At 65.6% G+C, this 26,325-nt stretch carries 23 protein-coding genes; 10 read left to right on the forward strand and 13 right to left on the reverse strand.

Annotated features, from left to right (window positions below):
• Positions 1 to 58 precede the first annotated feature (58 nt).
• From HW932_RS08880 to HW932_RS08915, 8 genes are all read right to left on the reverse strand, one after another.
• Positions 59 to 364: a DUF3240 family protein gene (locus tag HW932_RS08880; protein WP_176976137.1), complete on the reverse strand. Its 306-nt coding sequence runs from the start codon at positions 362 to 364 to the stop codon at positions 59 to 61.
• A complete protein-coding gene (locus tag HW932_RS08885; protein WP_176976138.1) occupies positions 357 to 3,503 on the reverse strand; it encodes an efflux RND transporter permease subunit in 3,147 nt (1,048 codons plus the stop codon). Before HW932_RS08885 ends, HW932_RS08880 begins: the two co-directional genes overlap by 8 nt.
• Positions 3,503 to 4,618 carry an efflux RND transporter periplasmic adaptor subunit gene (locus tag HW932_RS08890; protein WP_176976139.1) on the reverse strand — a complete coding sequence of 372 codons (1,116 nt, stop codon included), beginning with the start codon at positions 4,616 to 4,618 and terminating at the stop codon, positions 3,503 to 3,505. The genes HW932_RS08885 and HW932_RS08890 overlap by 1 nt, the downstream gene beginning before the upstream one ends.
• Positions 4,618 to 5,862, reverse strand: a complete 1,245-nt coding sequence (locus HW932_RS08895) for a TolC family protein (protein WP_176976140.1) — start codon at positions 5,860 to 5,862, stop codon at positions 4,618 to 4,620. The genes HW932_RS08890 and HW932_RS08895 overlap by 1 nt, the downstream gene beginning before the upstream one ends.
• Before the next feature lie 103 nt (positions 5,863 to 5,965).
• Positions 5,966 to 7,318: a sensor histidine kinase gene (locus tag HW932_RS08900; protein ID WP_176976141.1), complete on the reverse strand. Its 1,353-nt coding sequence runs from the start codon at positions 7,316 to 7,318 to the stop codon at positions 5,966 to 5,968.
• Entirely contained in the window at positions 7,315 to 7,974 is a 660-nt protein-coding gene (locus HW932_RS08905) for a response regulator transcription factor (protein WP_176976142.1), read from the reverse strand. Before HW932_RS08905 ends, HW932_RS08900 begins: the two co-directional genes overlap by 4 nt.
• A gap of 16 nt (positions 7,975 to 7,990) precedes the next feature.
• Complete coding sequence (locus tag HW932_RS08910) at positions 7,991 to 8,302, reverse strand: PepSY domain-containing protein (RefSeq protein WP_176976143.1); 312 nt, start codon at positions 8,300 to 8,302, stop codon at positions 7,991 to 7,993.
• 32 nt (positions 8,303 to 8,334) lie between these two features.
• A complete protein-coding gene (locus HW932_RS08915; protein ID WP_176976144.1) occupies positions 8,335 to 8,643 on the reverse strand; it encodes a PepSY domain-containing protein in 309 nt (102 codons plus the stop codon).
• Between the two features lie 168 nt (positions 8,644 to 8,811).
• Here HW932_RS08915 and HW932_RS08920 point away from each other — a divergent pair, with 168 nt between their 5' ends.
• Entirely contained in the window at positions 8,812 to 10,347 is a 1,536-nt protein-coding gene (locus HW932_RS08920) for a serine hydrolase domain-containing protein (RefSeq protein WP_176976145.1), read from the forward strand.
• Positions 10,348 to 10,407: 60 nt separating this feature from the next.
• Here HW932_RS08920 and HW932_RS08925 read toward each other — a convergent pair whose 3' ends face one another.
• Positions 10,408 to 10,995 (reverse strand): N-acetylmuramoyl-L-alanine amidase, encoded by a 588-nt coding sequence (locus HW932_RS08925; RefSeq protein ID WP_246296741.1) that lies wholly within the window; start codon positions 10,993 to 10,995, stop codon positions 10,408 to 10,410.
• Positions 10,996 to 11,282: 287 nt separating this feature from the next.
• Between HW932_RS08925 and HW932_RS08930 the strand changes: the two genes are divergently transcribed.
• Genes HW932_RS08930 through HW932_RS08940 form a run of 3 tightly spaced genes read left to right on the forward strand, consistent with a single transcriptional unit; the run spans position 11,283 to position 15,561 of the window.
• Entirely contained in the window at positions 11,283 to 11,936 is a 654-nt protein-coding gene (locus HW932_RS08930; RefSeq protein ID WP_176976146.1) for an ABC transporter ATP-binding protein, read from the forward strand.
• Entirely contained in the window at positions 11,933 to 14,446 is a 2,514-nt protein-coding gene (locus tag HW932_RS08935) for an FtsX-like permease family protein (RefSeq protein WP_176976147.1), read from the forward strand. The genes HW932_RS08930 and HW932_RS08935 overlap by 4 nt, the downstream gene beginning before the upstream one ends.
• Entirely contained in the window at positions 14,446 to 15,561 is a 1,116-nt protein-coding gene (locus HW932_RS08940) for a lipocalin-like domain-containing protein (RefSeq protein ID WP_176976148.1), read from the forward strand. Before HW932_RS08935 ends, HW932_RS08940 begins: the two co-directional genes overlap by 1 nt.
• A gap of 159 nt (positions 15,562 to 15,720) precedes the next feature.
• On the opposite strand, the gene recF is transcribed toward HW932_RS08940, so the two are convergent.
• The 3 genes from recF to dnaA all read right to left on the reverse strand — a co-directional run bounded on the left by recF (position 15,721) and on the right by dnaA (position 19,501).
• A complete protein-coding gene (recF, locus tag HW932_RS08945) occupies positions 15,721 to 16,812 on the reverse strand; it encodes a DNA replication/repair protein RecF (protein WP_176976149.1) in 1,092 nt (363 codons plus the stop codon).
• A gap of 128 nt (positions 16,813 to 16,940) precedes the next feature.
• The gene (dnaN, locus tag HW932_RS08950; protein ID WP_176976150.1) at positions 16,941 to 18,041 is read right to left on the reverse strand and encodes a DNA polymerase III subunit beta; all 1,101 of its coding nucleotides are present in this window, start codon (positions 18,039 to 18,041) and stop codon (positions 16,941 to 16,943) included.
• 98 nt (positions 18,042 to 18,139) lie between these two features.
• Positions 18,140 to 19,501 (reverse strand): chromosomal replication initiator protein DnaA, encoded by a 1,362-nt coding sequence (gene dnaA / locus HW932_RS08955; protein WP_176976151.1) that lies wholly within the window; start codon positions 19,499 to 19,501, stop codon positions 18,140 to 18,142.
• A 282-nt stretch (positions 19,502 to 19,783) separates the two neighbouring features.
• On the opposite strand from dnaA, the gene rpmH reads away from it, so the two are divergent.
• The 5 genes from rpmH to mnmE are packed head-to-tail and all read left to right on the forward strand — an operon-like array spanning position 19,784 to position 23,542.
• The gene (gene rpmH / locus HW932_RS08960; protein ID WP_176976152.1) at positions 19,784 to 19,918 is read left to right on the forward strand and encodes a 50S ribosomal protein L34; all 135 of its coding nucleotides are present in this window, start codon (positions 19,784 to 19,786) and stop codon (positions 19,916 to 19,918) included.
• Positions 19,919 to 19,923: 5 nt separating this feature from the next.
• A complete protein-coding gene (gene rnpA / locus HW932_RS08965) occupies positions 19,924 to 20,301 on the forward strand; it encodes a ribonuclease P protein component (RefSeq protein ID WP_281358202.1) in 378 nt (125 codons plus the stop codon).
• Positions 20,286 to 20,522 carry a membrane protein insertion efficiency factor YidD gene (yidD, locus tag HW932_RS08970; RefSeq protein ID WP_012972287.1) on the forward strand — a complete coding sequence of 79 codons (237 nt, stop codon included), beginning with the start codon at positions 20,286 to 20,288 and terminating at the stop codon, positions 20,520 to 20,522. Before rnpA ends, yidD begins: the two co-directional genes overlap by 16 nt.
• Entirely contained in the window at positions 20,515 to 22,179 is a 1,665-nt protein-coding gene (gene yidC, locus HW932_RS08975; RefSeq protein WP_176976153.1) for a membrane protein insertase YidC, read from the forward strand. Before yidD ends, yidC begins: the two co-directional genes overlap by 8 nt.
• A gap of 19 nt (positions 22,180 to 22,198) precedes the next feature.
• On the forward strand, positions 22,199 to 23,542 hold the full coding sequence (gene mnmE, locus HW932_RS08980) for a tRNA uridine-5-carboxymethylaminomethyl(34) synthesis GTPase MnmE (protein ID WP_176976154.1): 1,344 nt from the start codon (positions 22,199 to 22,201) through the stop codon (positions 23,540 to 23,542).
• On the opposite strand, the gene HW932_RS08985 is transcribed toward mnmE, so the two are convergent.
• Entirely contained in the window at positions 23,501 to 24,208 is a 708-nt protein-coding gene (locus tag HW932_RS08985; RefSeq protein ID WP_176976155.1) for a DUF2499 domain-containing protein, read from the reverse strand. The genes mnmE and HW932_RS08985 overlap by 42 nt on opposite strands.
• Before the next feature lie 159 nt (positions 24,209 to 24,367).
• Here HW932_RS08985 and HW932_RS08990 point away from each other — a divergent pair, with 159 nt between their 5' ends.
• The gene (locus HW932_RS08990; RefSeq protein ID WP_176976156.1) at positions 24,368 to 26,302 is read left to right on the forward strand and encodes a GspE/PulE family protein; all 1,935 of its coding nucleotides are present in this window, start codon (positions 24,368 to 24,370) and stop codon (positions 26,300 to 26,302) included.
• Positions 26,303 to 26,325: the final 23 nt, after the last annotated feature.

Raw genomic sequence — 26,325 nt, forward strand, 5'->3', positions numbered from 1 at the left:
TTACCTCGGTTCGTCGTCAGCGTGAGATCAGGGGCGAATCCGTGTCGAACGCGCCCCATCAGGTGTTGAGCCGCCCGGACTTCAAGGCCGGAACCAGCCAGTAATGCACATCGCCGCCCCGGAACTCCTCGGCCAGTTCCGCCAGCAGCGTCTCGGCGACCGACAGCGGCAGATGGAGCATGAACAGCACCCGCCGACTGCGCCCCGCGACCTGTTCGGCGAGACTCATTGAGGACTCCGAGGAACCGTGACCGGACACCGGCAGGCTGGTGAATCCGGGCACGTCCTCGCGTTCGAGCAGCCATTCGGTCAGCAGATCCTCGGCGCGTGGCGGGATGACCAGATAAAGCACGGTGTCAGACATGATCGATGGCTCCGGGCTGAGTGGCGGCCGCCCCTGGCTCTGCGGCGGGCGGCACGGCGGCGCGCTTCACGCGCCGCCGATCACCGAAGCGCCGATAGAGGATGGGCAACAGGATCAGGGTCAGCAGGGTGGCGCTGAGCAGGCCGCCGATGACCACGATGGCCAGCGGGCGCTGGATCTCGGAACCTGGGCCGGTGGCAAACAGCAGCGGTACGAGACCGAAGGCGGCGATGTTGGCCGTCATCAGCACCGGACGCAGACGCCGCTGTGCGCCCTCGACCACGACCACCTCCATCGGCCGCCCGAGCGCGCGCAGCTGATTGAAATAGGTCAGCATCACCACGCCGTTGAGCACGGCGATACCGAGCAGGGCGATGAAGCCGACCGAGGCCGGCACCGAGAGATATTCCCCGGTGAGCGCCAGCGCGAACACCCCGCCGATGAGCGCGAAGGGTACGTTCGAGAGCACCAGCAGCGCTTGACTGACCGAGCCGAAGGTCGAGAACAGCACCAGGAAGATCAGCCCCAGCGCGATCGGCACCACCAGCGCCAGACGCGCGGCGGCGCGCTGCTGGTTCTCGAACTCGCCGCCCCATTCGAGCCAGTAGCCGGACGGCAGCTCGACCTGCTCGCTCACGGCGCGCCGCGCCTCCTCGACGAAGCCGACCAGATCGCGCCCCCCGACGTTGGCGATGGCCACCGCCAGGTTGTTGCCGCGTTCGCGGGTCAGGGCGACCGGCCCCTCGATGCGCTCGAGTCGCGCGAGATTGGTCAGCGGAACCGAGCCGCCCTCGGGCGCGGCCATGCGCAGACCGGCGAAGCGCGCCGGTGACTGGCGCAGATCCTCGGGGCCGCGGATCACCACGGGTCGCCGCTTGCCTTCCAGATAGACGGTGCCGACCGTGATGCCCTCGACCTGGGCGCGCAGCGTCCCGGCGAGCGCGTCGGCATCGATGCCGAGCCGTCCGGTCTCCAGACGATCGACGACCAGATTCAGATATTGCGCACCCGCGTTGCGTGGGGTGTAGACGTCCTGGGCGCCGTCGATGCCCTGGAGCACGCCGACCACGGACTCGGCGAGCTGGTCGAGCCGCGCCGGGTCCGGGCCGAAGATCTTGACCGCCAGATCACCGCGCACGCCGGTGAGCATCTCCGAGACGCGCATCTCGATCGGCTGGGTGAAGGCGTATCCGACGCCGGGGAAACGTTCGAGCACCTGACGGATCGACTCGACCAGCGCCTCCTTGTCCGGCACGCGCCATTCGTCCATCGGCTTGAGGACGAGGAAGCTGTCGGTCTGATTGAGTCCCATGGGATCGAGGCCCAGCTCGTCCGAACCGGCGCGGGCGACGATGGACTCGACCTCCGGGACCTCTTCGAGGATGGCGCGCTGGACCCGTTGATCGATGGCGATCGACTCGGCCAGAGTGATCGAGGGCAGCTTTTCGAGCTGCACGATCAGGTTGCCCTCGTCGAGCGTCGGCATGAAGGCCTTGCCGATCAGGGTGTAGACATAGCCGGCGACTACCAGCATCAGGATGGCGGCGGCGATCACCCAGCGCGAATGACGCAGGGCCGCCGTCAGCACCGGGGCATAGAGACGCCCGAGCATCCGCGGCAGCCAGGGCTCGTGTTCGCCATGCCCGGCCTTGAGCAGATAGGAGGACAGCACCGGGATGACGGTGAGCGAGAGCAGCAACGCGCTGGCGAGCGCAAAGACGATGGTCAGGGCCACCGGCACGAACAGCTTGCCCTCCAGTCCCTGGAGCGTCAGCAGCGGCAGGAAGACGATGATGATGATCAGGATGCCCGAGGACACAGGCACCGCGACCTCGCGCGTGGCGCGATAGATCAGGTGCAGGCGCGGCAGACGCCGACCCGACCCGCCCCGGGCGAGCTGGGTGACGACGTTCTCGACCACCACCACGGCGGCATCGACCAGCATACCGATGGCGATCGCCAGTCCGCCGAGCGACATCAGATTGGCCGAGAGTCCGAACTGCTGCATCAGGATGAAGGTCGCCAGTGCCGCCAGCGGCAGGATCAGGGCCACGGTCAGGGCCGCGCGCGCATCGCCGAGAAAGAGCACCAGCAGCACGATGACCAGGACCGTGGCCTCGATCAGCGCCTTGGAGACGGTATGGACCGCGCGCTCGACCAGCATGCCGCGGTTGTAGAAGACATCGAGCCTGACGCCCTCGGGCAAACTGGGCGCCAGTTCATCGAGCTTGGCCTGGATGCCGTCGACCAGGGCGCGCGCATTGGCGCCGCGCAACGCCAGCACCAGCGCCTGGACCGTCTCGCCCTGACCATTGCGGGTCACGGCGCCATAGCGGGTCAGGGCCGAGAGCCGGACCTCGGCGACATCGGCCACGCGCACCGGCTGGCGGGTGTCGCCGCCGACCACGATCGCGCCCAGATCGTCGAGCGTCTGGATGGCGCCGGCACTGCGCACCAGCAAGACTTCTTCGCCTTCATCGAGCCGGCCGGCGCCGTCGTTACGGTTGTTGGCTGCGATAGCCTCGCGCAGCTGGTCCAGACTGAGGCCGCGCGCTGCGAGCCGCGCATTGTCCGGCACCACCTCGAAGGTGGTCACGAAACCGCCGAGCGCGTTGACGTCGGCCACGCCGGGCACCGAACGCAGGGCGGGACGGATGGTCCAGTCGAGCAGGTCGCGCCGCTCGGCGAGACTGAGCGAACCGCCCTCGATGCTGAACATGAACATCTCGCCCAGGGGCGTGGTCATGGGCGCGATCCCGCCTTCGACGCCCTCGGGCAGATTGCCCCAGACGCTGTTGAGCCGCTCGGCGACCTGCTGACGCGCCCAGACGATGTCGGTCCCCTCAGCGAAATCGATGGTGATGTCGGTGAGCGCGTACTTGGCGATCGAGCGCAGCATGGTCTGACGCGGCAGACCCAGCATCTCGACCTCGATCAGACTGGTGATGCGCGCGGCCACTTCCTCGGGCGTCATGCCCGGCGCCTTGACGATGATCTTGACCTGAGTGGTCGAGACGTCGGGAAAGGCGTCGATGGGCGTGAGCTGAACGGCGCGCCAGCCGCCGCCGATGAGCAGCGCCACGACCAGCAGCATCAGTAGCCGCTGGGTGAGCGCGAACTGGATCAGACGCGCGAGCATCACTCGCCTCCCAGCCAGGCGGCCTTGAGCGCCACCACGCCGGTGATGGCCACGCGATCCTCGGCGCTCAACGCGGCCGCACTCACCACAGCGTCCTGTTCCTCGCGGGCGAGCAGGGTCACGGGCAGCGCCTCGAAGCCGCCGGGACGGGCGACGAACACGTAGACCTCCGCACCCTGACGCACCAGGGCCGCCGCCGGCAGCCGCCAGCCTGCCGTCTCGGTCGCCGTTGCGGTCGCCAACTGCACCTCCACGAACTGCCCCGGACGCAGTTGGCCGGTCGGATCGTGGATCTCGGCGCGCACCACCACGCCCTGATCGCGCTCGTCGACCCACTGACCGATGGTGATGAGCCGTCCGGCGAGATCCGGCTGGGCGGTCGGCCACACCCGCGCACCGACCTGGAGACCGGTGACCTGGTCGGCGGGGACATGGATCTCCAGCCACAGCGGATCGAGATCGCCGAGACGATAGAGCGCGGTGGCGCTGTCGACCGACTGGCCGGTGCTCACCAACTGCTCCAGGACCACGCCGCCGATCGGAGCACGCACCGGCAGCACGCTGGTCAGACGCCGAGTCCGGGTCAGGGTCGCGATGTCATCGGCCGAGAGGCCGGCGAGTTCGAGCAACTGGCGTTTGTGATCGACCAGAGTGGCCTGTTCGCGGTATTTGGATTCGCTTTCGACCAATCGCCGCTCGGCGATGAGACCCTCACGCTGGAGCGAGCGGTCGCGGTTGCGTTCGCGCTCGGCGAGTTCGAGCCGGATCAGCGACTCCAGATAGGCGCTCTGAGCTTCGATCAAGGCGGGGCTGCGCAGCTCGGCCAGGATCTGACCGGCGCTGACCACCTCGCCCTCGGCGACCCGCAGACGTTCGAGCACACCGCTCCAGGGCGCGGCCACCACCCGCAGTTGCGGATTGGGGACGACCACGGCGGCGGGATACCGGCGCGAATGCTGTTCGGTGGCGGCCTGGGGCGCGGCCCAGTCGATCTTGAACGCGTGTTGCTGTTCGGCGCTCATGGGGATGGTGTCGCCCGCCCGGCCGCCGAGCGGAGCGAGCAGGAGCAAAAACGCCAGACCGGGCAACGCCCGTTTGGATCGAGTCGTCGGCATCACTGTGGAATGACTCCCAGGGCTTGATTGAGTCGGGCGCGGGCGCGGCCCTGTTCGAGACGTCGCAATTCCAGCGCGACATTGGCTTCGCGGGCACTGTCCTCGGCGCGCAGCAGGGTCGTGAGATCGGCCTCGCCGAGTTCGAAGGCGCGGCGCACCAGGGCGAATGCCTCGCGCGCGGCCTCCTGGCGCCGTTCGGCGATCGCGAGCGATTCGGCGGCGCCGCGCCGACCGAGATGCGCGGCGATGAGTTCGGCCTCGGCCTGACGCAGTAGACTCTGGCGTTCGCTGGCCTGCTCGGTATAAACCCGTTCGGCGGCGGCGATGCTTGGCGCGGACTGGCTGGCGAGTCCAAAGGGAATGGAGAGTTCGAGCTGGAGCGCGGTGTTTTGATCGGCGCCGCGTGCGTCCCGTGTGACTGTGGTACCCAGGCTCAGGACGGGATGGCCGGTGCGTTCGCTGCGCGCCTGGTCGCGCTGACGGCGCGCGACCCCGACGGCACTGTCGGCCTCGCGCATGAGCGGATGATCGGGCGGGAGCTGGTCGCTCAGGTCCGGTGGCACGGCCTCATCGCTGTCGTCGGGCAGAGTCGTCTGTCCCGTCAGATGGCGATAGCGCGCGAGCGCCTCGTCGGCCTCCATCCGCGCTGACTGGTGTTCGGCCTCGCGATCGAGCACGGCCTGATGGGCCACCAGGGCATCGACGCGCGCCAGATCGCCGGCCGCCAGACGCTTGTCGACCGTCGTCGCCAGGGCGCGTGCATTCGCCAGCGCCTGAGCCGCTTGATCGGCTCGCCCCTGGGTCAGACGCGCGTTCCAGACCGCCTCGCGCACCCGCCCGGCCATCTCCCAGCGCAGGAGTCCGGTGAGCGTTTCGGCTTGCTCGCCGAGCGCGGCGGCGACGGCCTGACGCGCTGTGCGCTGCCCCGGCATCCAGAGCGGCAGCTCGACCATCGCCTCCCACTCGTAGGCGCCATTGTTGGCGGTCGCCTGATCGCTCAGATGTTTCACGCGGAGTCCCGGATCGCTGGCCACCAGGCTTTCGGCCTGACGGCGCGTGGCCTCGCCTTCGTCGCGAAGCGCACCGACCCGCGCGCGCTGGCCTTCCAGATCGAGCGCCGAGTCGATCGCCTCGCCCAGCGTGCCGGCGTCCGCCGTGGTCGAGCCCAGGAGCAGGCAGAACAGGATCAGCCGCGCTCGGCGGCGATGATCGGTCTTTGGCGTGTGAGGGAGATGTGAGTCCATGGCGCCATGCTAGAGCGCCAAACTGAAACCAACCTGAATCCGAGCATCCCGCCTCGAGGCGGCGGACTCGCTCACCCGAGCCGGATCGCTCCAACCCGATCGATCAGCGTCCGTCGAGTCCGCGATCCTGGAGCGGCAGCCGGACATCCACGCGCAGCCCGCCGAGTTCACCCTCACGGTCGAAACCCAGGACACCCTGATAACCGGCGACGATCTCCTTGACGATCGCCAGTCCCAGACCATGCCCGCCGACTTGTTCATCGAGTCGCACCCCGCGCTCGGTGATGTCGGCGATGGCGTCCTCCGAGCAGCCCGGACCATCGTCCTCGACCAGCAGGACCAGTGTCCCGGCCTCGACATGGAGCCGGGCGCGCACGCGCTCGCGCGCCCATTTGCAGGCGTTGTCGAGCAGATTGCCGAGCAGCTCCAGCATATCCTCGCGATCGAGGGCGAGGGGCGCATCGATCACGCACTCCAGATCGATCCGCAGCGACCGCCCGGAATGGATGCGTTCGAGCAGGCGCTTGAGCACCGGCAGCTCGGCGGCCGGCTCGAAGAACTCACCCACGCCGCCCGCCCCGGCCAGACGCGCGCGCTTGAGCTGACGCTCGGCGATCCGGCGCAGATGCTCGACCTGATCGAGCAGCCCGGCGCGTGTCTCGGGCGTCAGATGTAACTTCGGATCACTCAGGTACTGGCGCAGAAGGACCAATGGTCCCTTGAGCGCATGAGACAGATTGCCCGCCGCTGTCCGCGAGCGTTCCAGACGCTGACCGAGCAGGATCAGCAGACGGTTGAGTTTGCGCACCAACGGCTGCATCTCGCGCGGCACGTCCTCGCTCAGGGTAACGATGCGCCCGCGTTCGAGCTGCTCGATGTCGCGGTAGATGGGCCGCAGGCCGGCGAAGGCGCGGCGCACGATGAGGCGCTGGATCAGCAGGATCACCATCAACCCCAGCACCGCCATGACGGCGAACAGACGCTCGAAGTGGCGCAGTTCGGCCGTCAGCAGTGTGATGTCCTCGGCGAAGGCCACGACCAGATCGTGCTCGCCGAAGCGGTAGCCTTCCGCCCAGGCCAGGAGCGGCTGTCCGGCCGGCCCCGGCAAGGTCCAGTGTCGTGTCTCGCCGGGATGCAGGGTCGGAACCTCGAGATCCGTATCCCATAGCGAGCGCGAACGCAGAGACTCGCCCGTCGCCGAAGCAATGACGAAGTAATGCCCCGAGTAGGGTTGCTCGTAGACGGGTGTGAGGCGCGGTGATTCCAGGCGCGGTCTTCCCTGTGCGTCGAATCGGAGCGCGCCGACCAGAGCCTCCGTGTCGTGCTCCAGACGCGCGAGCACGAAGGCGTTGGCGGTGTGATGCAGAGCGATGTGTCCGAGCCACCAGGCGCCGCCGATCAGCAGCGCCAGACTGAGCGCCAGTCCCAGGTGGAGTCGGCCTTCCAGCGACGTCATCGTTTCAGCAGATAGCCCTGGCCGCGCAGGGTCTGGATGTGGTCGCGGCCGATCTTCTCGCGCAGGCGCCGCACATAGACTTCGATCAGATTGTCGCCACGCTCGGCCTCCAGCTCGTAGACGTGCTCCAGGAGCTGCGTCTTCGACAGGATGCGCCCTGGGTTGAGCATCAGATAGCGCAACAGCCGGAACTCGGTTCCGGTCAGTTCGCGAATCTCGCCGTCGGGACGAGTGACCTGCTGTCGATCCTCGTCGAGCGACAGACCGCCGACGGCGAGCGCCGGGCGCAGATTGCCCGCCGCGCGGCGCGTCAGGGCGTTGAGACGCGCGATCAGCTCCTCGACATGGAAGGGCTTGCCCAGATAGTCGTCGGCGCCGGCTTTGAGTCCGTCGACACGCTCATGCCAGGCATCGCGCGCAGTCAGGATCAGGACCGGCACGGCCAGACCACGGGCGCGCCAGTGCCGCAGAATCTCCAGGCCAGGGCGCTTGGGCAAGCCGAGATCGAGCACGATGACGTCATAGGGTTCCATCTCGCCCAAGCGCTCGCCGATCACGCCGTCCTGGGCCTGATCGACCGCGAAGCCGGCGGCGTTCAGGGCCGGCAACAGGGCCGCGATCTGTGCGGGATCGTCTTCGACCAGTAACAAGCGCATCACCGATGTCTCCGGCTCAGTCGTCGTGTGAGGATTCGATCAGGGCGCCGCCGGCGGCATCGAGTTCGAGTTCATGGATTCGACCGGCCGGGTCGAGGATGCGAATCTCGTAGACATAGCGCCCGTCCTCCCGATCCAGTTCTGCTTCCAGCAACTGCCCCGGCTGAATCAGTGCGGCCCGTCGCATCACCTCGGACATGGACAGGATATGGCCCTCGTCGCACAGGCGTTTGACGCTGTCGTGATCCAGGTGATCGCCCAAGGCTCCGGTGTTGAAGACCATCGAGCCGATGAGAAAGAGGCGCGATAGATGAGCAACAGGCGTCATGGTGATGGTCCGGGCCTCGCTGACGAGCGGGTTTACTTTGCCTTCCGCTTGATCAGGCCGCCGGTTGCCGCGTCGAGATAGAGTTTGTGGACGGCTCCGTCGGCGGCCAGAATCTTGATCTCATACCGATAGGCGCCGTCTTCCCGTTCGAGTTCGATCTCCACGATCTCACCCGGCTGCTCGGCGCGGGCGCCGGCCATCACCTGTTCCATCGACAGGATGGCGCCGCTCTCGCGCCCTTGGCTGATCTCGTCGTGGTCGAGTCGCTCACTGGCCAGCGGACTCCCCATGGCCAACAGCAGTCCAAGCCCAGTGGCCGTCATCAGGTGTTGTCGTTTCATCGGTTGGCTCCTCCTTCGGCTGCCTCGCTCGGCATTGATGGTTCATGCCGATCAAGCCCGGTTCGCCCGCGGACGCATCCGCTCGGCGGCTCGACCAGCGCGGCCAGTTTGAGGGCGCAAACTGAACTCTGGCTGAACGCGGGACGTCCTCGCTCCCAGTCCGATAAGATGATCGAGGCCATTGCCCCCGAGCGCGGGTTCGGCATCGCGATCCGCATACTCGCGCCGGCCGCGCAACGCGAGGGTATTATGATTGCCAACGGCCGCTCGATCCCAGCGTCCCATCGGATTCGCCAAACAGTGCCGATCGAAGCCACGGAGTCCGGCGGCCCAAGTGCTCTCATCGGCTTGCCCTTGGTCCGCGACCATCGCCCGTCCTTTTGCCGTGAATCCCGCGGATCGATCATCCAGGGTGGCCGGCACCATGAACATCAAGGAGTATCCTCGATGCGAATCGCCATCCTGATTTTGGTTACAGCCGCGTCCGCGCTCTCGATCACAGGTTTTGCGCGGGCCGAATCCGCCTGTCACGCGACCCTGGATCCTCAGGACGACTCCGCTTCGGTCGAGCGGCAGCGCATCGACGCCGCCATGCCGAGCTTGTTGACGCGCTATCAGGTACCGGGTGCCGCTGTGGCCCTGGTTCGCGACGGCGCGCCCGACTTCAGCCGCGGCTATGGCTGGGCGATTCCGCCGCAGGAAAACGGAACGCCCGGAGTGGCGGTCGATGCCGCGAGCACCCTGCTCCAGGCCGCTTCGATTTCCAAGCCCGTCGCCGCCCTGACCGTGCTCAGTCTGGTGCACCAGGGGCGCGTCGCGCTCGATCGACCCATCATGCCCCAAGTGCGGGAAAGCGCCGGTGCCTGGCAGCTCCCCGCCTCCGACTTCGACAGCAACGCCGTGACCGTGGCGCGGGTATTGAGCCATACCGCCGGGCTGTCCGTGCCCGGCTACGGCGGCTTCCCGCCGGGAACCCCGGCGCAGTCGCTGCTCGACTCGCTCAAGGCCGCGGCGGACGCCGACGACACGCCCCTTGAGGTCGTGATGCCGCCCGGTCAGGCGTTTCGCTACTCAGGCGGCGGCTACAGTCTGCTGGAATTGCTGATCCACGACCAGGCCGGCGAGCCCTTCGCCGACGCCGCGGCCCACCGCATCTTCAATCCGCTCGGCATGACCCGGAGCCATTTTCCCGCCGCCCCCGCCTCATCCCCCCCCTTGGCCGCCAGCTTCGACGACCAGGGTCGCCCCGCCCCGGCGCGGCATTTCACCGCGCTGGCCGCCGCCGGGCTGCAAACCACAGCGGACGATCTCGCCCGACTGCTCGCGGTGCTGATGCCCGGTCCCTGCGGCGAAGAACCCGGTCGCGGCCTGCTGCCGCCGGAGCTGATTCAACGCCTGCTGACCCCGATGCCGCAATCGGACAATGATCTGGGCCTCGAGGGCTCGCGCTACGGTCTGGGAATGGCGCTGACCCTGCTCGACAGCGGTCGACAACTCGCCTATCACCCCGGCGACAACCTGCCCAACTGGCACAACCTCATCGCGGCCATCCCGGAACGCCGCGCCGGGCTCGTGGTGATGACAAATGCCGCCGGCGGACAGGCGCTACGCGACCATCTGCTGTGCATCTGGCTGGATGCGCTTGGCGAATCCCACCCGGCGCTGAATGCCAGCGACGATTGCGCAACGACAGAAGTCGAATGATGACAGGCGCTGTGAATGGGGTGAGTTCGATCCGCCGGTCGTACATCACAAGGGTACGGTCTATTCCTTCAGCGCCGCGCGGATGCGCTCCCAGGGAAAGGTCGCGCCGGGGTCGACCTTGCGTTTGAGACGTCGGCCGCCGCACACCAGTTCACTGTCATCCAGTTCGGCATGAGACTTCAGGGCGGCGCCGTCCAACTGATGACGCGCCAGCAGATCCCGCAAGAGCATGACCAATGCTTCGATCTGCGGTTCAGTGAACGGATCACGGCCGTCGCCGTCATTGACGAGTTCGATGCCGATGGAGTCGGCGTTGTGGCCTCGGACATGAAAGGCGACCCTGGTTTCCGGCACCATACGCACGACCTCCCCCGTCCGACCGATGATGTAGTGGATGCTGATCCGCTTCCGGTTGCGTTGGAAATGCCCCACGATCCCTTCCAGGCTGCCTCCGCGAAAACTCCGGGACGGATCGCAATCCGGACCGCCCGTGGCATGAATGACGATCTGGCGAACAGGTACCTGCCTGGGGTTCCCATGAATCGGCACGTCGCGCACGACCGGCTCAGCCAGGGGCAGTCCGGTCGAGAGCATGAGAATCAGCATGCCGGCCCAGTGCGCCGGCTTTGAGCAGCGATCAGCGATCATTGTGTCTCCGCAGCAGTTCAGCCGTCTCACAAAGAGCCTCCTGAAAGGGCGCTTCACTCAGTCTTGCATCCGTTTCTCAACCTTATTCGAACCAGGTTCCGAGTGCGGACGTTGGGGGTGGAACCGAACCGTCGGTCGAGGCGATGTTCCACGTGGAACATCGTTTACATCCGAGTGGGCGCCGTTCTCAAAGCGGGTAGGCTTGTGCTCGTCCTATCCCGGCACCACCCTGTAGCTTTCATGGCCCAGCGCCTTCCTCGCCAATCCACCCCGGTTCTCCAGTCTCCATGCTCGAAATCTCCGATCTTTACCGCCGGTTCAATGGCCGCTCAGTCCTCGAGGCCATCTCACTGCGTCTGGAGCCGAGCGAGTATGTCGCCATCACCGGCGAGTCCGGCGTCGGCAAGTCCACGCTGCTGAATCTGATCGCCGGTCTGGATCGGCCCGATCGCGGTCGTCTTGCGCTCGACGGCGAGGACTATGCGACGCTCGGCGAGGACGCCTTGACGCGACTGAGGCGCGACAAGCTCGGCTTCGTCTTCCAGGCGTTCCATATCCTGCCACATCTCACGCTGCGTCAGAACGTCACCTTGCCGCTCTGGCTCAAGGGTCAGGGCGGCCGGCGGGCGGAGCGTCAGGCCGAGAGCCTGCTTGATGCCGTGGGTTTGGGCGACCGTGCCGAGAGCTGGCCGCGCGAGCTGTCCGGGGGCGAGATGCAGCGCGTCGCCATCGCCCGGGCTCTGGTGCACCAGCCGCGCCTGGTCCTGGCCGACGAGCCAACGGGCAACCTGGATCCGACCAATGCGGCTCGCGTGCTGAAGTTGCTGGGCGAGCGTATTCGGGACTCAGGGGCGATGGGCATCCTGGTCACGCACTCGCCGGAGGCGGCCAAGAGCGCCGATCGCGTGTTGCAGCTCACGCCAGAGGGACTGCACGGATGAGGCTGGCTTGGGTTTTTCTCGGCTCACTGGGGCGGCGTCGCGCGGCGACACTCCTGTCCTTTGCCGCCATCGTGCTGGGGGTCGCGCTGGGGATGGCGGTGCAGGCGGTCAATCAGGCCGCACTCGCCGAGTTCGGTCGCGGTCTGCGCACCCTGGCCGGCGCCGCGGACCTCCAGGTCGTCGGTCCTCGTACCGGCTTCGACGAGGCGCTCTATGCACGGCTGGCTGCACGCCCCGAGGTCGCGCAGGCCAGTCCCGTGCTGGAGGTCCGGACCGAGCGCATCGGCACTACGGATACGCTCAACATCCTGGGTCTGGATCTGTTCGCGGTCGGTGCCGTCACGCCCGCGCTCCTGGCACGTCCGGTGGAGATCGACGATCGAGCCGAGCGCGAATCACGCCTCACATCGCTCGCCGAAGACAGCGTCTTTCTCAGTGCCGCTGCTCAGACCGCCCTGGCTGTCCAACCCGGCGACCGGCTGAGCGTCTATGCCGGCTCTCAGCCGCTGGAGTTACGGGTGGCCGGTGATCTGCCTGGAGCCGCCGAGGATCGCCGGCTCGCCGTCATGGACATCGCGGCGGTTCAGAATCATTTCGACCGGATCGGGCGATTGACGCGCATCGACTTGAAGTTGGTCGAGGGACTCGACGTCCAGGCGGCCCGCGCCGCGCTGGAGCCGCTACTGCCGGCGGGTGTGTGGCTGGAGGTTCCACAAGCGGCCGAGGGTCAGGCGTCGAATCTCTCGCGCGCCTACCGGGTCAATCTCACATTGCTGGCCGCCATGGCGTTGATCACCGGCGCCTTCCTGGTCTTCTCGGCGCAGGCGCTGTCGGTCGTGCGACGGCATACCGAGCTGGCGTTCCTGCGTGCGATCGGACTGGCGCGCCGCCAGCTCTTTGTCTGGTTGCTGGCGGAAGGGGCGCTCGTGGGACTTCTGGGCGCCGTGGTCGGTGTGGCGCTGGGGCATGGTCTCGCTTTCGGTCTGCTCGAACTCCTCGGCGGTGATCTGGGTGCCGGATTCTTCTCCGGCTTGTCTCCGAGCCTGAGGTTCGATCCCTGGGCCAGTGGGTTGTACGTGCTGCTCGGTGTCGGGGCCGGTGTGGCCGGGGCCTGGCTCCCGGCGCGCGACGCGGCCGACATTGCACCGGCTCAGGCGCTCAAGGCGAGCGACGATTCGGCCCTGTCGCAGCGGCGCGGGCACCCCAGACTCGGACTCGCCCTGATGCTCATGAGTCTGCCGCTCTGCGCCCTGCCGCCAATCATGGAGCTGCCGCTCGGCGGCTATCTGGCCATCTTCGGCCTGCTGGCTGGAAGCATCCTGTGGCTGCCGATGCTCGCCTCCGGATTCGCTCGGATCCTGCCGCTGTGGGGGCCGGTCCCTGTGCGGCTGGCGGCCGCCCGGCTACGCGCAGCTCCGGGGATGGGCGCGGTCGCCGCCACCGGCGTCCTTGCCAGCGTAGCCCTGGTGGTGGCCATGGCGATCATGGTCAACTCACTGCGCGACTCGGTCGATGTCTGGCTCGGCCAGATCCTGCCCGCCGATCTCTATCTGCGCGCCGGACGGGTTCAGAGCGGCGGTGTCCTGGACGAGGCGTTACAGGCGCGACTCGCGGACGTGCCCGGTGTGGCCCACGTCGAGTTCACCCGCCATGACAGCCTGCGACTGGTCCCCGGACAACCGCCGGTCGCCCTGCTGGCCCGGCCCGTGTCGTCTGATGGACGCGAACTCCCTCTGGTCGGCTCGGCCCACGCGGTGGCCGAGGGCGAGACGGCGATCTGGATCTCCGAGGCGCTGCACGACCTCCAGGGCTGGCGTCCGGGTGATCGTGTTCAGCTGCCGCTGGCCGGATCCGAGGTGTCCGTTCGGGTCACCGGGATCTGGCGTGACTATGCGCGCCAGACCGGCAGTCTCATGCTGGACCTCGCCGACTACCGGCGTCTGACAGGTGATCGCTCGGTGCAGGACGCCGCCATCTGGCTGACGCCCGGAGCCGATGCGTTCAGCGTGGCCGAAGCGCTCAAGTCGGCGGGCGGTTCGGGTGCATTGGAGGTCACGGCTCCAGGTGAGATTCGCGCCATCAGTCTGCGGATCTTCGACCGCACCTTCGCCGTGACCTATGTGCTGGAGGCCGCGGCCGTCATCATCGGTCTGGCGGGTGTGGCGGCCAGCTTCGCCGCGCTCGCGGCCGCGCGACGCCGGGAGTTCGGTCTGCTGCGCCACCTGGGACTGACACGCGGCCAGATCGGCGGCCTGCTCGCCCTCGAAGGCAGTCTGGCGGCCGGTATCGGGATACTCGGCGGATTGACGGTCGGCGGCGCCATCGCCTGGATTCTGATTGAGGTCGTGAATCGTCAGAGTTTTCACTGGAGCATGGACCTGAGCGTCCCCTGGCTGTCGCTCCTGGTGTTTGCCGGCACGCTCGCTGGTCTGGCCAGTCTGGCCGCCGTGCTCGCGGGCCGACAGGCGATGCGCCAGGATGCTGTGCTGGCCGTGCGTGAGGATTGGTGATGCATCGACGTACCTGTCTGCTGGCCCTCGCCGGCTTGCCTCTGCCCCGCATCCTGGCGGCGGTCGAACCGTCCGCAGGATCTAACGGCGCGGAGACCGATTCAAAGGTCGCCTTCGACGCCGTGCTCCCCGGTCGCGTCCTCCGCTTCCCGGACGACGAGGGTGCTCACCCGGGATTCCGTACCGAATGGTGGTATGTGACCGGTTGGCTCAAGGGGACGGAGGGCGATCCGTTCGGCTTTCAGATCACCTTCTTTCGCGTGCGCACCGGAATCGGTGAGGACAACCCGAGCGCCTTCGCTCCACGCCAGTTGCTGCTGGCCCATGCGGCCATCGCCGACCCTCGGTTGGGTCGCTTGCGTCACGATCAACGCGCCGCCCGCACGGGCTTCGAGCGTGCCGGATATGCCACGGATCGGGCTCATGTCCGGCTCGATGACTGGTCGTTCGAGCAGATGGATGACCACTATGTCACCCGCGTGAACGCGGAGGACTTCGCCTATGACCTCCGACTCGCCTTCACTGGGCCGCCCATGTTCAATGGCGACCAGGGCTTCAGCCGCAAGGCGCCCGACCCGTATCACGCCAGCTACTATTACAGCCGACCACAGTTGCAGGTCGACGGCCAGGTGACGCTCGACGGTCGCCGCCAAGCGGTGAGCGGGCGTGCCTGGATGGATCACGAATGGTCGAGCGCCTACAGTCCCGAAGGCGCCGATGGTTGGGATTGGGTCGGCCTGAACTTGGACGATGGCGGCGCTCTCATGGCTTTTCGGATGCGCCGTCCCGACGGTACGGCGCTTTGGGCCAGTGCCACCCGGCGCTTCTCCGATGGTCGTACCCAGTCGCTCGGCCCCGAGCAGGTCGAGTGGTTCCCGATTCGGCGCTGGCAATCGCCACGCACCGGGATCGAATACCCAATCGAATGGGATCTGCGTATCGGTGAGCGTCGCTACCGCCTCCAGCCGCTGATGGACGACCAGGAACTCGACAGCCGTCGCTCGACGGGAACCATCTATTGGGAAGGTGCGATGCGTCTGTTCGAGGACGAGCGCGAGATCGGGCGCGGCTATCTGGAAATGACTGGGTATGGAAACCGCATCCAGGTTGGTTGAGCGTTCTTGAGCCGATGTTTCACTCGGAATGTTCCACGTGGAACATCGTCAGTTCGCAAAGCTGGGCGTGTTTCCGTAGCCATGTCGTCTCAGCCGGATGTTCCACGTGGAACATCATCAGCTCGCCAAGCTGGGCGTGGAGCCCTAGCCATGGCCGTCTCAGCCTGAATGTTCCACGTGAAACATCGTCAGCGACTTCGTATCACCAAAGATCCCCGGATCGCCATCGGTCGCCACGCGCGTCGCGATGACCTGATTCCCCGTGGAACCAAAGGCGTTCCACAGCCGCTCGGCCATGGTGCGATCCAGTTCGGCTTCGAGATCATCGAGCAGCCAGATGACCGGCTCACGTCCATGAGCACGATGGACGCGCTCGGCGGCCAGTTGCAGCAACGCGACTACGATCTTGGCCTGTCCGCGCGAAAAGCCGCGTCTCCCCTCCCCCGGCTCGACACGAAAGTCGGCGCGTGACGGACCGGCCAGGGTATAGCCGCGCGCCGACTCCTGATCGGCCAGTGACGCCAGGGTCTCGCCTAGCTCCCGGCCATCCGGCCAGCCGCGTCGATAGCGCAGATCGGCACCATGCAAAAACGGATAGTCGTCACGCAGATCCAGAAAGCACGCACGCCATTCAGCGTGGAACGCGGCACGCCGGCGATCCATGGATTCGGCCAGTGCGATGAAACTGCGATCCCATAGCCCATGCTGACCGCCACCCGACCGAATGGCCGCATTGCGCTGCATCAGAACGCGCGTGAAATCTTTGTGGATCTGGGCGAAACGATGTTCCACGTGGAACACATTCCAGTCCAGGAAACGACGTCGCAGACTCGGCTCGCCGTCGAGCAGGATTTGGGGGTTCTCGCCGACTAGCTTGACCTGCAAAGGTGAGCGCCAATCCGCCCCGCTGGTCTCCAGCCACAGCGGCGGATGGATGTCACGTGAAGCCGTGGCGCCCTCCTTGACATAACGCAGGCGCACCACGTCATGGTCGGATGATTGATAGACACCCTCGATGCGGGTGTATGACTCGCCCTGGGTGGTGAGCGGCCCGGCCTTGGTTCCGCGAAAGGTTCGGCCACGCGCCAGCAGATAGATGGCTTCCAGAACACTGGTCTTGCCGGCGCCATTGGCCCCCGTCAGGAGCAGGGGCTGAGTATCGAAGGCGAGATCGAGTCGCCGGATGTTGCGCAGCGACTCGAGGCGAAGTGAACGCAGTCCCGGTCCCGGAACCACGTCCGAATGTTCCACGTGGAACATCGAGCGTGATCCGTGAAACGCCGGACCGGGAGACTCTGAAACGACGTCCGAGTGTTCCACGTGGAACATTCCTCCAGATCACGTGGATCAGGGCGTTCGAGTCAGCACACGAAGACGCCTCACAGTCGCATCGGCATGACGACGAAGGTCTCGCTCTCGCTCCCCACGCCACGCCAGATCGAGCTACCGTTGGCATCCTGGAAATGGATGATCACCGAACTTTCATCGACCACGCCGAGCACGTCCATCAGATAGGCGACGTTGAAACCGATGGAGATCGACTCGCCGTCATACTCCATCTCGATCTCTTCCTCGGCCTCCTCCTGCTCGGGGTTGTGCGCCAGCAGCTTGAGTGTGCCCGGATCGAAGCTCAAACGCACACCGCGATACTTTTCGTTCGACAGGATCGAGGTGCGCGAGAGCGCGCGCTTCAATGCGTCCTTCTCAACCGTGGCCGTGCGCCCGCTATGGCCCGGAATCACACGCTCGTACTCGGGATAGCGACCATCGACGAGCTTGGAGGTCAGGGTCATGGCCCCGACCACCACGCGCAGACTGCGCTCGCCCAGACGGATCGAGATCGGATCGTCCGAGCTGCCCAGCTGACGTTTCAGTTCCATGACCGTCTTGTTGGGCACGATCACCTGACGCTCGTTATCCAGGGTCAGATCGAGCGGGGTGACGAACTTGGCCAGTCGATGTCCATCCGTAGCCACAGCGATCAGGACGGTGGCGTGCAGTTCCAGCAGCAGACCATTCAGATAGTAACGAACGTCCTGTTGCGCCATGGCAAAGGCCGTCTTGTCGAGCAGCCGCTTGAGCTGGCTCTCCTGGATCTGGAAGTCGAAACCGCCCTCCTCCAGGTCCATGGTCGGAAAGTCCGCCGCCGGCAGCAGTCCGAGCGTGAAACGTCCGCGCCCCGAGGTGACGACACAGCGCTCATCCTTGACGCGCAGACGGATCTCGGCGCCTTCACTCAGATTGCGGCAGATGTCGACCAACTTGCGGGCTGGAATCGTGGTCTCGCCCTCCTGCTGGATCTCGGCCTCAAAGCTGGTCTTGACCTCGACTTCCAGGTCGGTGCCGGTGAGGGTGACGCGCCCTTCGCGGGCGACGACGAGCAGATTACCCAGAATCGGCAGGGTCTGACGGCGCTCGACGACGCCGACCACCTTATTGAGCGCGGGCAGGACGATTTCTCGGTTGGCAACGAATTCCATCGGTGGCTCCATGATCTTGCGGAAATGGATAGCGCTAGCTTGGCGTGCTGGCTATTGAGTATAGGGATAGTGTGTCGATTCAGTTGAATGGAGTCACTCTACAGCGTCAGCATTCTCAGTAGATTCCGGTAGTCTTCCTCGATCGTCGCATCGCTCTCACGCAGACTCTTGATCTTGCGCGTGGCGTGCAGGACCGTAGTGTGATCCCGTCCACCGAAGGCCTGGCCGATCTCAGGCAGACTGTGCTTGGTCAGTTCCTTGGCGAGCGCCATCGCCAGTTGGCGCGGGCGCGCCAGCGAGCGACTGCGCTTGGCCGAGAGCAGATCCGATGTCCGCAACTTGTAATAGTCGGCAACCGTGCGCTGGATGTTCTCCAGACTGACCTGTCTGTCCTGGGCCACGAGTACATCACGCAGCGCCTGCTTGGCGAACTCCAGCGTGATCGGTTTGCCGGTGAAGTGCGCATTGGCCACCAGTCGTCTGAGCGCCCCTTCGAGTTCGCGAATGTTCGAGCGAATACGCCGTCCGACGAAGAAGGCCACGTCCTCCGGCAGCTCCACCCCGAGTTGGGTCGCCTTGCAGTGCAGGATGGCCACGCTGGTCTCCAGATCCGGCGGATCGATGGCCACCGTCAGCCCCCAGCCGAAGCGCGAACGCAGACGCTCCTCCAGCCCAGTCACCTCCTTGGGAAAGCGGTCGCTGGAGAGCACGATCTGCTGGCGGGATTCAAGCAGCGCGTTGAAGGTATGGAAGAACTCTTCCTGCGAGCGCTCCTTGCCGGCGAAGAACTGCACATCGTCGATCAGAAGCGCGTTGACCGAGCGATAGGTCTTCTTGAACTCCTCGATGCGGTTGTGTTGCAGGGCCTTGATCATCTCGGCGACGAAGCGCTCGGAGTGCAGATAGACGACCCGGGCGCTCGGATTGGAGGCCAGGATGACGTTGCCGACCGCGTGCATCAGATGGGTCTTGCCCAGCCCGACGCCGCCATAGATGAACAGCGGGTTGTAGGTGCTGCCCGGATTGCGGGCGATCTGGATCGAGGCCGCGCGCGCGAGCTGGTTGGACTTGCCCTCGACAAAGGTATCGAAATTGAAGTCAGCGTTCAGGTTGGCCGCCGCGCGCCGCGTGGCGAGATCCGAGTCGATCGCGGTCGCCTTCGAGCCGGTACGGGCCCCCTTCCCTTTCGCCGGCCCGGACTCACGCGCGAACTCACCGACCTCGAAATGGATCTCCGAGACCTCGCCCTGACTGTGGCGCGCACAGAGTTCGAGCAGACGGTCGGCATAGTGCTTGCGCGTCCAGTCGAGCACGAATCGGTTCGGCGCCAGCAGCCTGAGCAAGGGACCATCCACGCGCGCTTGCAGGGGCAGGATCCAGGTATTGAACTCGGCGGACGTCAGTTCGGCCTTCAATTGATTGATACAGTGCTCCCACAGGGCCACGGCGTTTCCCGACATGCGTCGTCTCGGTTCGGATACGGCGGCGCGCGCGACGGCGCCACCCGGATGATTGCGAAGGACTGGAACTGGATGATGGAGCCGGCGAACAGAGCCGCCGGACGCGGCACGTTTCCTGAGCCAGCGTGCAAGTCTAGCGTCCTTGCGCGGACTTATCCACAGCCTGAACCGATCGGACGCGCGTTTCGATTGACTTTGGATGAAAAATTGCCTAAATTTCCAGCCCTTTTATAGCTGGGTCATCAGGCCCTGCCCCACCACCGAATTCCCGGAGTACCGTTCATGAAGCGCACCTTTCAGCCCAGCCGCCTGAAGCGGGCTCGTACCCATGGTTTCCGTGCCCGTAACGCCACGCGCAATGGCCGCAAGGTTCTGAGCGCGCGTCGTGCCAAGGGCCGTGCCCGCCTGATCCCCTGAGCACCCTGGAACGAACCGGCGACTCCGGAGAGGGATTCGGACGCGAACGACGCCTGACCCAGTCGAGTCAGTTCAAGCGCGTCTTCGCCGACGCGAATCGAGCCAGTCGTCAGAGTTTCGTCGTACTCTATCGTCCCAATGGCCTCGATCAGCCGCGTCTCGGTCTGGCCATCGCCAAAAAATGCGCCCGCCGTGCGGTCGATCGCAATCGACTCAAACGGATCGCGCGAGAGAGCTTTCGGCGATCCGGTCGGCGGCTTCCGGGAGTCGATATCGTGGTGCTCTGTGCCCAGGGTGCGCCCCGTGAGTCGAACCAGCGGCTGTTCGACGTCCTGGAGCGAGCCTGGGCGCACATCGAGAAATCATCATGCGTCGAATCCTGATCGGGCTGATTCGGGTCTACCAATACCTGATCAGTCCGCTGCTCGGTCCGCGTTGCCGCTTCTACCCCACCTGCTCCCACTATGCCGTGGAGGCCATCGAGGTCCACGGCGTCGCGCGCGGGAGCTATCTGGCCCTGCGCCGCGTGTTGCGTTGTCACCCCTGGCATCCAGGCGGTATCGATCCCGTCCCTGAAAAAAGGCAGACCACGATTCATGGATAACCAGCGCTTGTTCCTCTTCCTTGCACTGGCTGCGGTGCTGTTTCTGATCTACGAGTCTTGGATGCAGGACTATGGCCGTCCCGCCCAGCTCCCGGTCGCACAGGAGCAGATCCAGGGCGCTCCCGGCATTCCTGTGCCCTCCGCCAATGAGATCCCGACCGTTTCGACCACGCCCGGCGCGGTGCCGGACGGTGCGTCCCTGTCGGCGGCGCTCGACGAGACGCCGATCCGGGTCGAGACCGACGTGCTGCGTCTCGAGATCTCGCCGCGCGGCGCGACCATCGCCAGCGCCTGGCTGCTCGACTATGCCGTCGTCCCCGAGCGTCCGGACGACAAGTTCCAGCTCCTCAAGCCCGTGCCGCCGAACATGTTCGTCGTCCAGTCGGGACTGCTGGGCGAGAAACCGGATCTGCTGCCGACCCACGAGGCGATCTTCACCAGCGCGCAGAGCCAATATGAGCTGCAACCCGGCGCCGACCGGCTCGAAGTGGCGCTCGAATGGACCAATGACGCCGGCGTCCGGGTCAAGAAGATCTATACCTTCACGCGCGGAAGCTATCTGATCGAGTCGCGTCAGGTGGTCGAAAATCAGACCGACGCCCCCCTGATCGCGCGCGCCTACAACCAGCTCCAGCGCACCGAGCTGTACGATCCCAACGAGACCCGCTTCATCAGCACCTTCACGGGCGGTGTCTATTACAGCCCGGAGGAGAAGTACAAGAAGGTCTCGCTGGAGGACATCGCCAAGGGCAAGCTCGACCGCACCGTGACCGATGGCTGGATCGCCATGATGCAGCATTATTTCCTCGCGGCCTGGGTTCCGCCGCGCGCCGTGGCCGAGACCTTCTACACCAACGCGCTGAACAACTCGCGCTACATCATCGGCAAGTATTCGCAGCCGGTCAGCATCTCGCCCGGCACCGCGCATGTGTTCGAGAATCAGCTCTTCGTCGGTCCCAAGCTCCTGAGCACGCTGGAGGACATCGCCCCTGGTCTGGAACTGGCGGTCGACTATGGCTGGCTGACCGTCATCGCAAAGCCGATCTACTGGCTGTTGAGCTGGATCTATGCCGTGGTCGGCAACTGGGGCTGGTCGATCATCGTGCTGACCATTTTGATCAAGCTGGCCTTCTACAAGCTCTCGGAGACCAGCTATCGTTCGATGGCGCACATGCGCCAGATCACGCCCCGGCTCCAGGCGCTCAAGGATCGCTACGGCGACGACAAGCAGCGCCTGAATCAGGCGATGATGGAGCTGTACAAAACCGAGAAGATCAATCCGCTCGGCGGCTGTCTGCCGATCCTGGTGCAGATTCCGGTGTTCATCGCGCTCTACTGGGTGCTGCTGGAGAGCGTCGAGATGCGTCAGGCGCCCTTCGTGCTCTGGCTCGACAACCTCTCGGCGCCTGATCCCTACTTCATCCTGCCGCTGATCATGGGCGTGTCCATGTTCGTGCAGCAGAAGCTCAATCCCGCGCCGCCGGACCCGCTCCAGGCCAAGATCATGATGAGCCTGCCGTTCGTGTTCACCGTGTTCTTCGCCTTCTTCCCGTCGGGTCTGGTGCTCTACTGGACGGTCAACAACCTGCTCTCGATCGCGCAGCAGTGGAAGATCACGCGCGACCTGGAGGTGGAGACCGCCAAGCGTCGGCGCTGAGACGCGGCGCGTCGCTGAGATGACGACGACCGGCGAGACCATCGCCGCCATCGCCACGCCGCCCGGTATGGGCGGTGTGGGCATCGTGCGGGTCAGCGGGCCGCGCGCGCGTTCCATCGCTGAAGCCATCCTCGGGCGTGTTCCTGAACCTCGTCGCGCAGCCTTCGGCGTCTTTCGCGAGGTCGACGGCGCCTTCATCGACGAGGGGCTGGCGCTCTATTTCCAGGCGCCACGCTCTTTCACCGGCGAAGACGTGCTTGAACTCCAGGGGCACGGCGGACCCATCGTCATGGATCTGCTGCTGCGCCGCTGTCTGGAACTGGGCGCACGGCTGGCGCGTCCGGGCGAGTTCAGCGAACGCGCCTTCCTGAACGGCAAGCTTGATCTGATCCAGGCCGAGGCGGTCGCCGATCTGATCGAAAGCTCGACCGCGCTCGCCGTGCGGCTGGCCGGGCGCAGTCTGCAAGGGGTCTTTTCGCAACGGATCAACGAGTTGGTCGAGCGTCTGATCCAGGTGCGGCTGCATGTCGAGGCCACGCTCGACTTTCCGGACGAAGAGATCGATCTGGCCGACGAGCCGACCGTCGCGGCTGATCTAAGCGCGGTTCTGGAAGCCGTCGACCGGCTTCTGGCCGACGCCCATCAGGGCCAGATCATTCGCGAAGGCTTGGCAGTCGTCATCGCCGGCGCGCCCAATGTCGGCAAGTCGAGCCTGCTCAACGCGCTCTGCGGCTCGGACGCCGCCATCGTCACCGACATCCCCGGCACCACGCGCGATCTGCTCAAATTCGACATTCAGGTCGATGGACTGCCGATCCGGATCGTCGATACGGCCGGACTACGCCACACCCATGACCCGGTCGAACAGGAAGGGGTGCGTCGCGCCCAAGCGGCTCTGAAAGATGCCGATCTGGTGCTATGGGTGCAGGCCGTCGATCACGAGCCGGACAAGTCGATCCGAACCACCTTCCCCGCCGGCTGTCCAGTCACCCGGATCCGCAACAAGATCGATCTGCTCGGCGAACCGGCGCATCTCATCGAGCGGGGTGGCGAGGTCGAGATCGCGCTTTCGGTCGCGACCGGCGAAGGTCTTGATCTGCTCAAGGAGCACCTCAAATCGCGCGCCGGGCTGAGCGCGCATCCTGAAGGCGCCTTCATCGCGCGGCGTCGTCATCTCGATGCGTTGGAACGCGCGCGCGGTGCCTTGCAAACGGCTGCGACCAACCTGGAGCAGAGACTCGGCGCCGAACTGGTCGCCGAGGAACTGCATCTGGCCCAACACGCACTTGGCGAGATCACCGGCGAGTTCACGTCCGATGATCTACTGGGACGGATCTTTTCCAGTTTTTGTATCGGAAAATAACCCCGGTTTTCGCTGGGCTTCGATCCGACGATAGACGCCCAGCGCCACGAGCAGATTGGCGACCGATAGCAGGCTTTCGCTCAGCCCATGCAGGACATCGGCGTGCGACAGACTCGGCAGGCCCAGCCCGACCGTGGCGATCCGCGTCGTGAAAATGGTGACGGCGACGAAGACCAGCAGGAACCAGAAGCCGCCGATCGTCAGCGGTGAGAACGGCACGCGATCGGTGCGATAGACCCAGATCAGACTCAACAGGAACGCCAGATAGGCCACATTGGCCGTACCCAATACCGCCGTGCTGTGCTCGCCGAGCAGCGGCCAGTACGCCGACGCGACCCAGACCAACCCCACCGGCACGATCCCCCACACCCAGCGCCGCCAACGTCTCAGCGCCGGCGCCATCGCCAGGGTCGCCGTCAGCAACAGCAGACTCCCGCCCAGGTTCGTCAGCCGCGAGACCTCCAGCAGCCCGCGCATCGTGTCGCCGCTGAGGTGAAAACCCAGGATCAGCAGTCCCGACATCAGATGCGGCCCCATGCAGACGGCGAACACCTGAAGCCCAGGGCGCCGGATCAACCGCCCATACCGCCAGAACAGCCCCATCGCCACGGCCCATTCGGTGACGGTGAACAGATGGATCGCCCAGGTCGGCCAGGAGAGCAGCATGATGATGGGTCCGGAGGAGAGTGTCGCGCCCCTTTATAGCGCATGCGCAACGGATAGGCGATGCGGTCGTGACAGCCTGAGCGCTCCCGACGACATCCGTTCGCGGTATCATCGGCCATCTTGCCAAGGCCAGGTCCGGGAGGCCAGCCCGCACACCCGATGAACACCTCGACCGTCGCAGAGACGTCACCCGACGAGCTATCCCGCCAGCCCCGGGATGTCCGTCACCATATCGCCGACATTCTGCTCGACAGTGGAATCATCACCGCCGAGCAGCTGTCCTATGCGCGCCGCGTGCATGGCAAGCTCCGCAACGCCCACTCGCTGACCAAGGTGCTGCAGGAACTGGACTATCTGGACACCCGGCAGCTCAGTCAGGCACTGCGCGAACATCGTCAGGTCGTGCCGCTGGGCCATCTGCTGGTCGAACTGGGGTATATCCGGCCCCAGGAACTGCGCGCCGCCCTCTCGGCCCAGAAGGAAGCTGAATTCCAGGGCAAGCGGCTCGGCGAGATCCTGCTCGAAAAACGTCTGATCCAGGAATATCAGCTCATCGAGGTACTGGCCGATCAACTCGGGTTCCTCCACGAGGAACCCAGTTTTGCCAAGATCGAGCGTGATCTCCTGTTCCAGGTCAACCCCAGCTGGTGCAAACGCTTTCAAGCGGTGCCCATGCGTCGCGACGACGAAGGCGTCGTCGTCGCCTTTCGCAATCCGCTCGATGCCGCCGCCCGACAGGCCGCCGAAGGGGCCTTCGGCACGGTGGTCGCCGCGATCAGTACCAGGCGTGCCATCGAAGACGCCATCAGGAACTACGAGGAAGGCCGCCAGAATGCCCCCCAAGGCGCGGTGGAGGTCGACGAGGCCAGTGCGGCGAGCGTCATCGATGGCCTGATCGTCGATGCCCTGACGCTCGGCGCCAGCGACATCCATATCGAGCCGATGCGCCAGCAGATCCGTGTGCGCATGCGCCAGGACGGCATCCTCATGCTGCGCAAGGAATTCGACCTCGCCATGGCGCCGGCCGTCAGCAGCCGGCTCAAGGTGCTGTGCCAGGCCGACATCACCGAGAAGCGCCGCCACCAGGGTGGCGGCTTCCGCTTCGAGGATGTACAAAAGGGTCTGAAGACCGATGTCCGCGCCTCCTTCTATTCCACCATCTTCGGCGAGAAGATCGTGCTGCGCCTGCTCAGTCGCAAGGCCGAGCTACTCGACATCAAGGAGGTCGGACTCTCGCCGCGCGTGCTCGAACGCTTCGTCGAGGATGCCCTGGAACTGCCGAGCGGGGTCATCCTGATCACAGGCCCCACGGGGTCCGGCAAGACCACGACGCTCTACGGCTGCGTCAACTATCTCAACGACATGGAGCGCAGCATCATCACGGCCGAGGATCCGGTCGAGTACGTCATCGACGGCATCGCCCAGTGCAATCTCAACCCCAGGATCAACCTCACCTTCGAGGAGACGCTGCGCCACATGGTCCGCCAGGATCCGGACGTCATCGTCCTCGGCGAGATCCGCGACCAGCACTCGGCCGAATCGGCCATCCAGGCGGCCCTGACCGGTCACAAGGTTCTGACGACCTTCCATACGGAAGACAGCATCGGCGGTCTGCTGCGGCTGATGAACATGCAGATCGAGACCTTCCTGATCTCCTCGACCGTGGTGTCCGTGCTGGCCCAGCGTCTGTTGCGTCACGTCTGCGCGCAGTGCGCCGAACCCTATCGGCCGACCGCCCATGATCTGCACCGGCTCGGCTGCACCCAGGCCGATCTGGTCGGCGCCGCATTTCGCCAGGGACGTGGCTGCCCGGCCTGTCACTATACGGGGTATTCGGGACGGGTCGGCGTCTTCGAACTGCTGGTGTTGAACGAGATGGTCAAGGATGCGATCTTGAACAAGCGGACCTCCGCCGAGATCCGGCGGGTGAGCATCGAGAGTTCGGGCCTGATCACGCTCCTGGAGGACGGCCTGAGCAAGGCGGCCCTGGGGCAGACCAGTCTGCACGAGGTGCTGCGTCACCTGCCGCGCCTGAGCCGTCCGCGTCCGCTGCGCGACATCTGGCGTCTGGCCGGCGAGACACCGAAATCCTGAATCCGGCCCCGCGAGCGGTTCGC

The sequence above is a fragment of the Allochromatium humboldtianum genome, from assembly GCF_013385175.1.
Lineage (GTDB): Bacteria > Pseudomonadota > Gammaproteobacteria > Chromatiales > Chromatiaceae > Thermochromatium > Thermochromatium humboldtianum.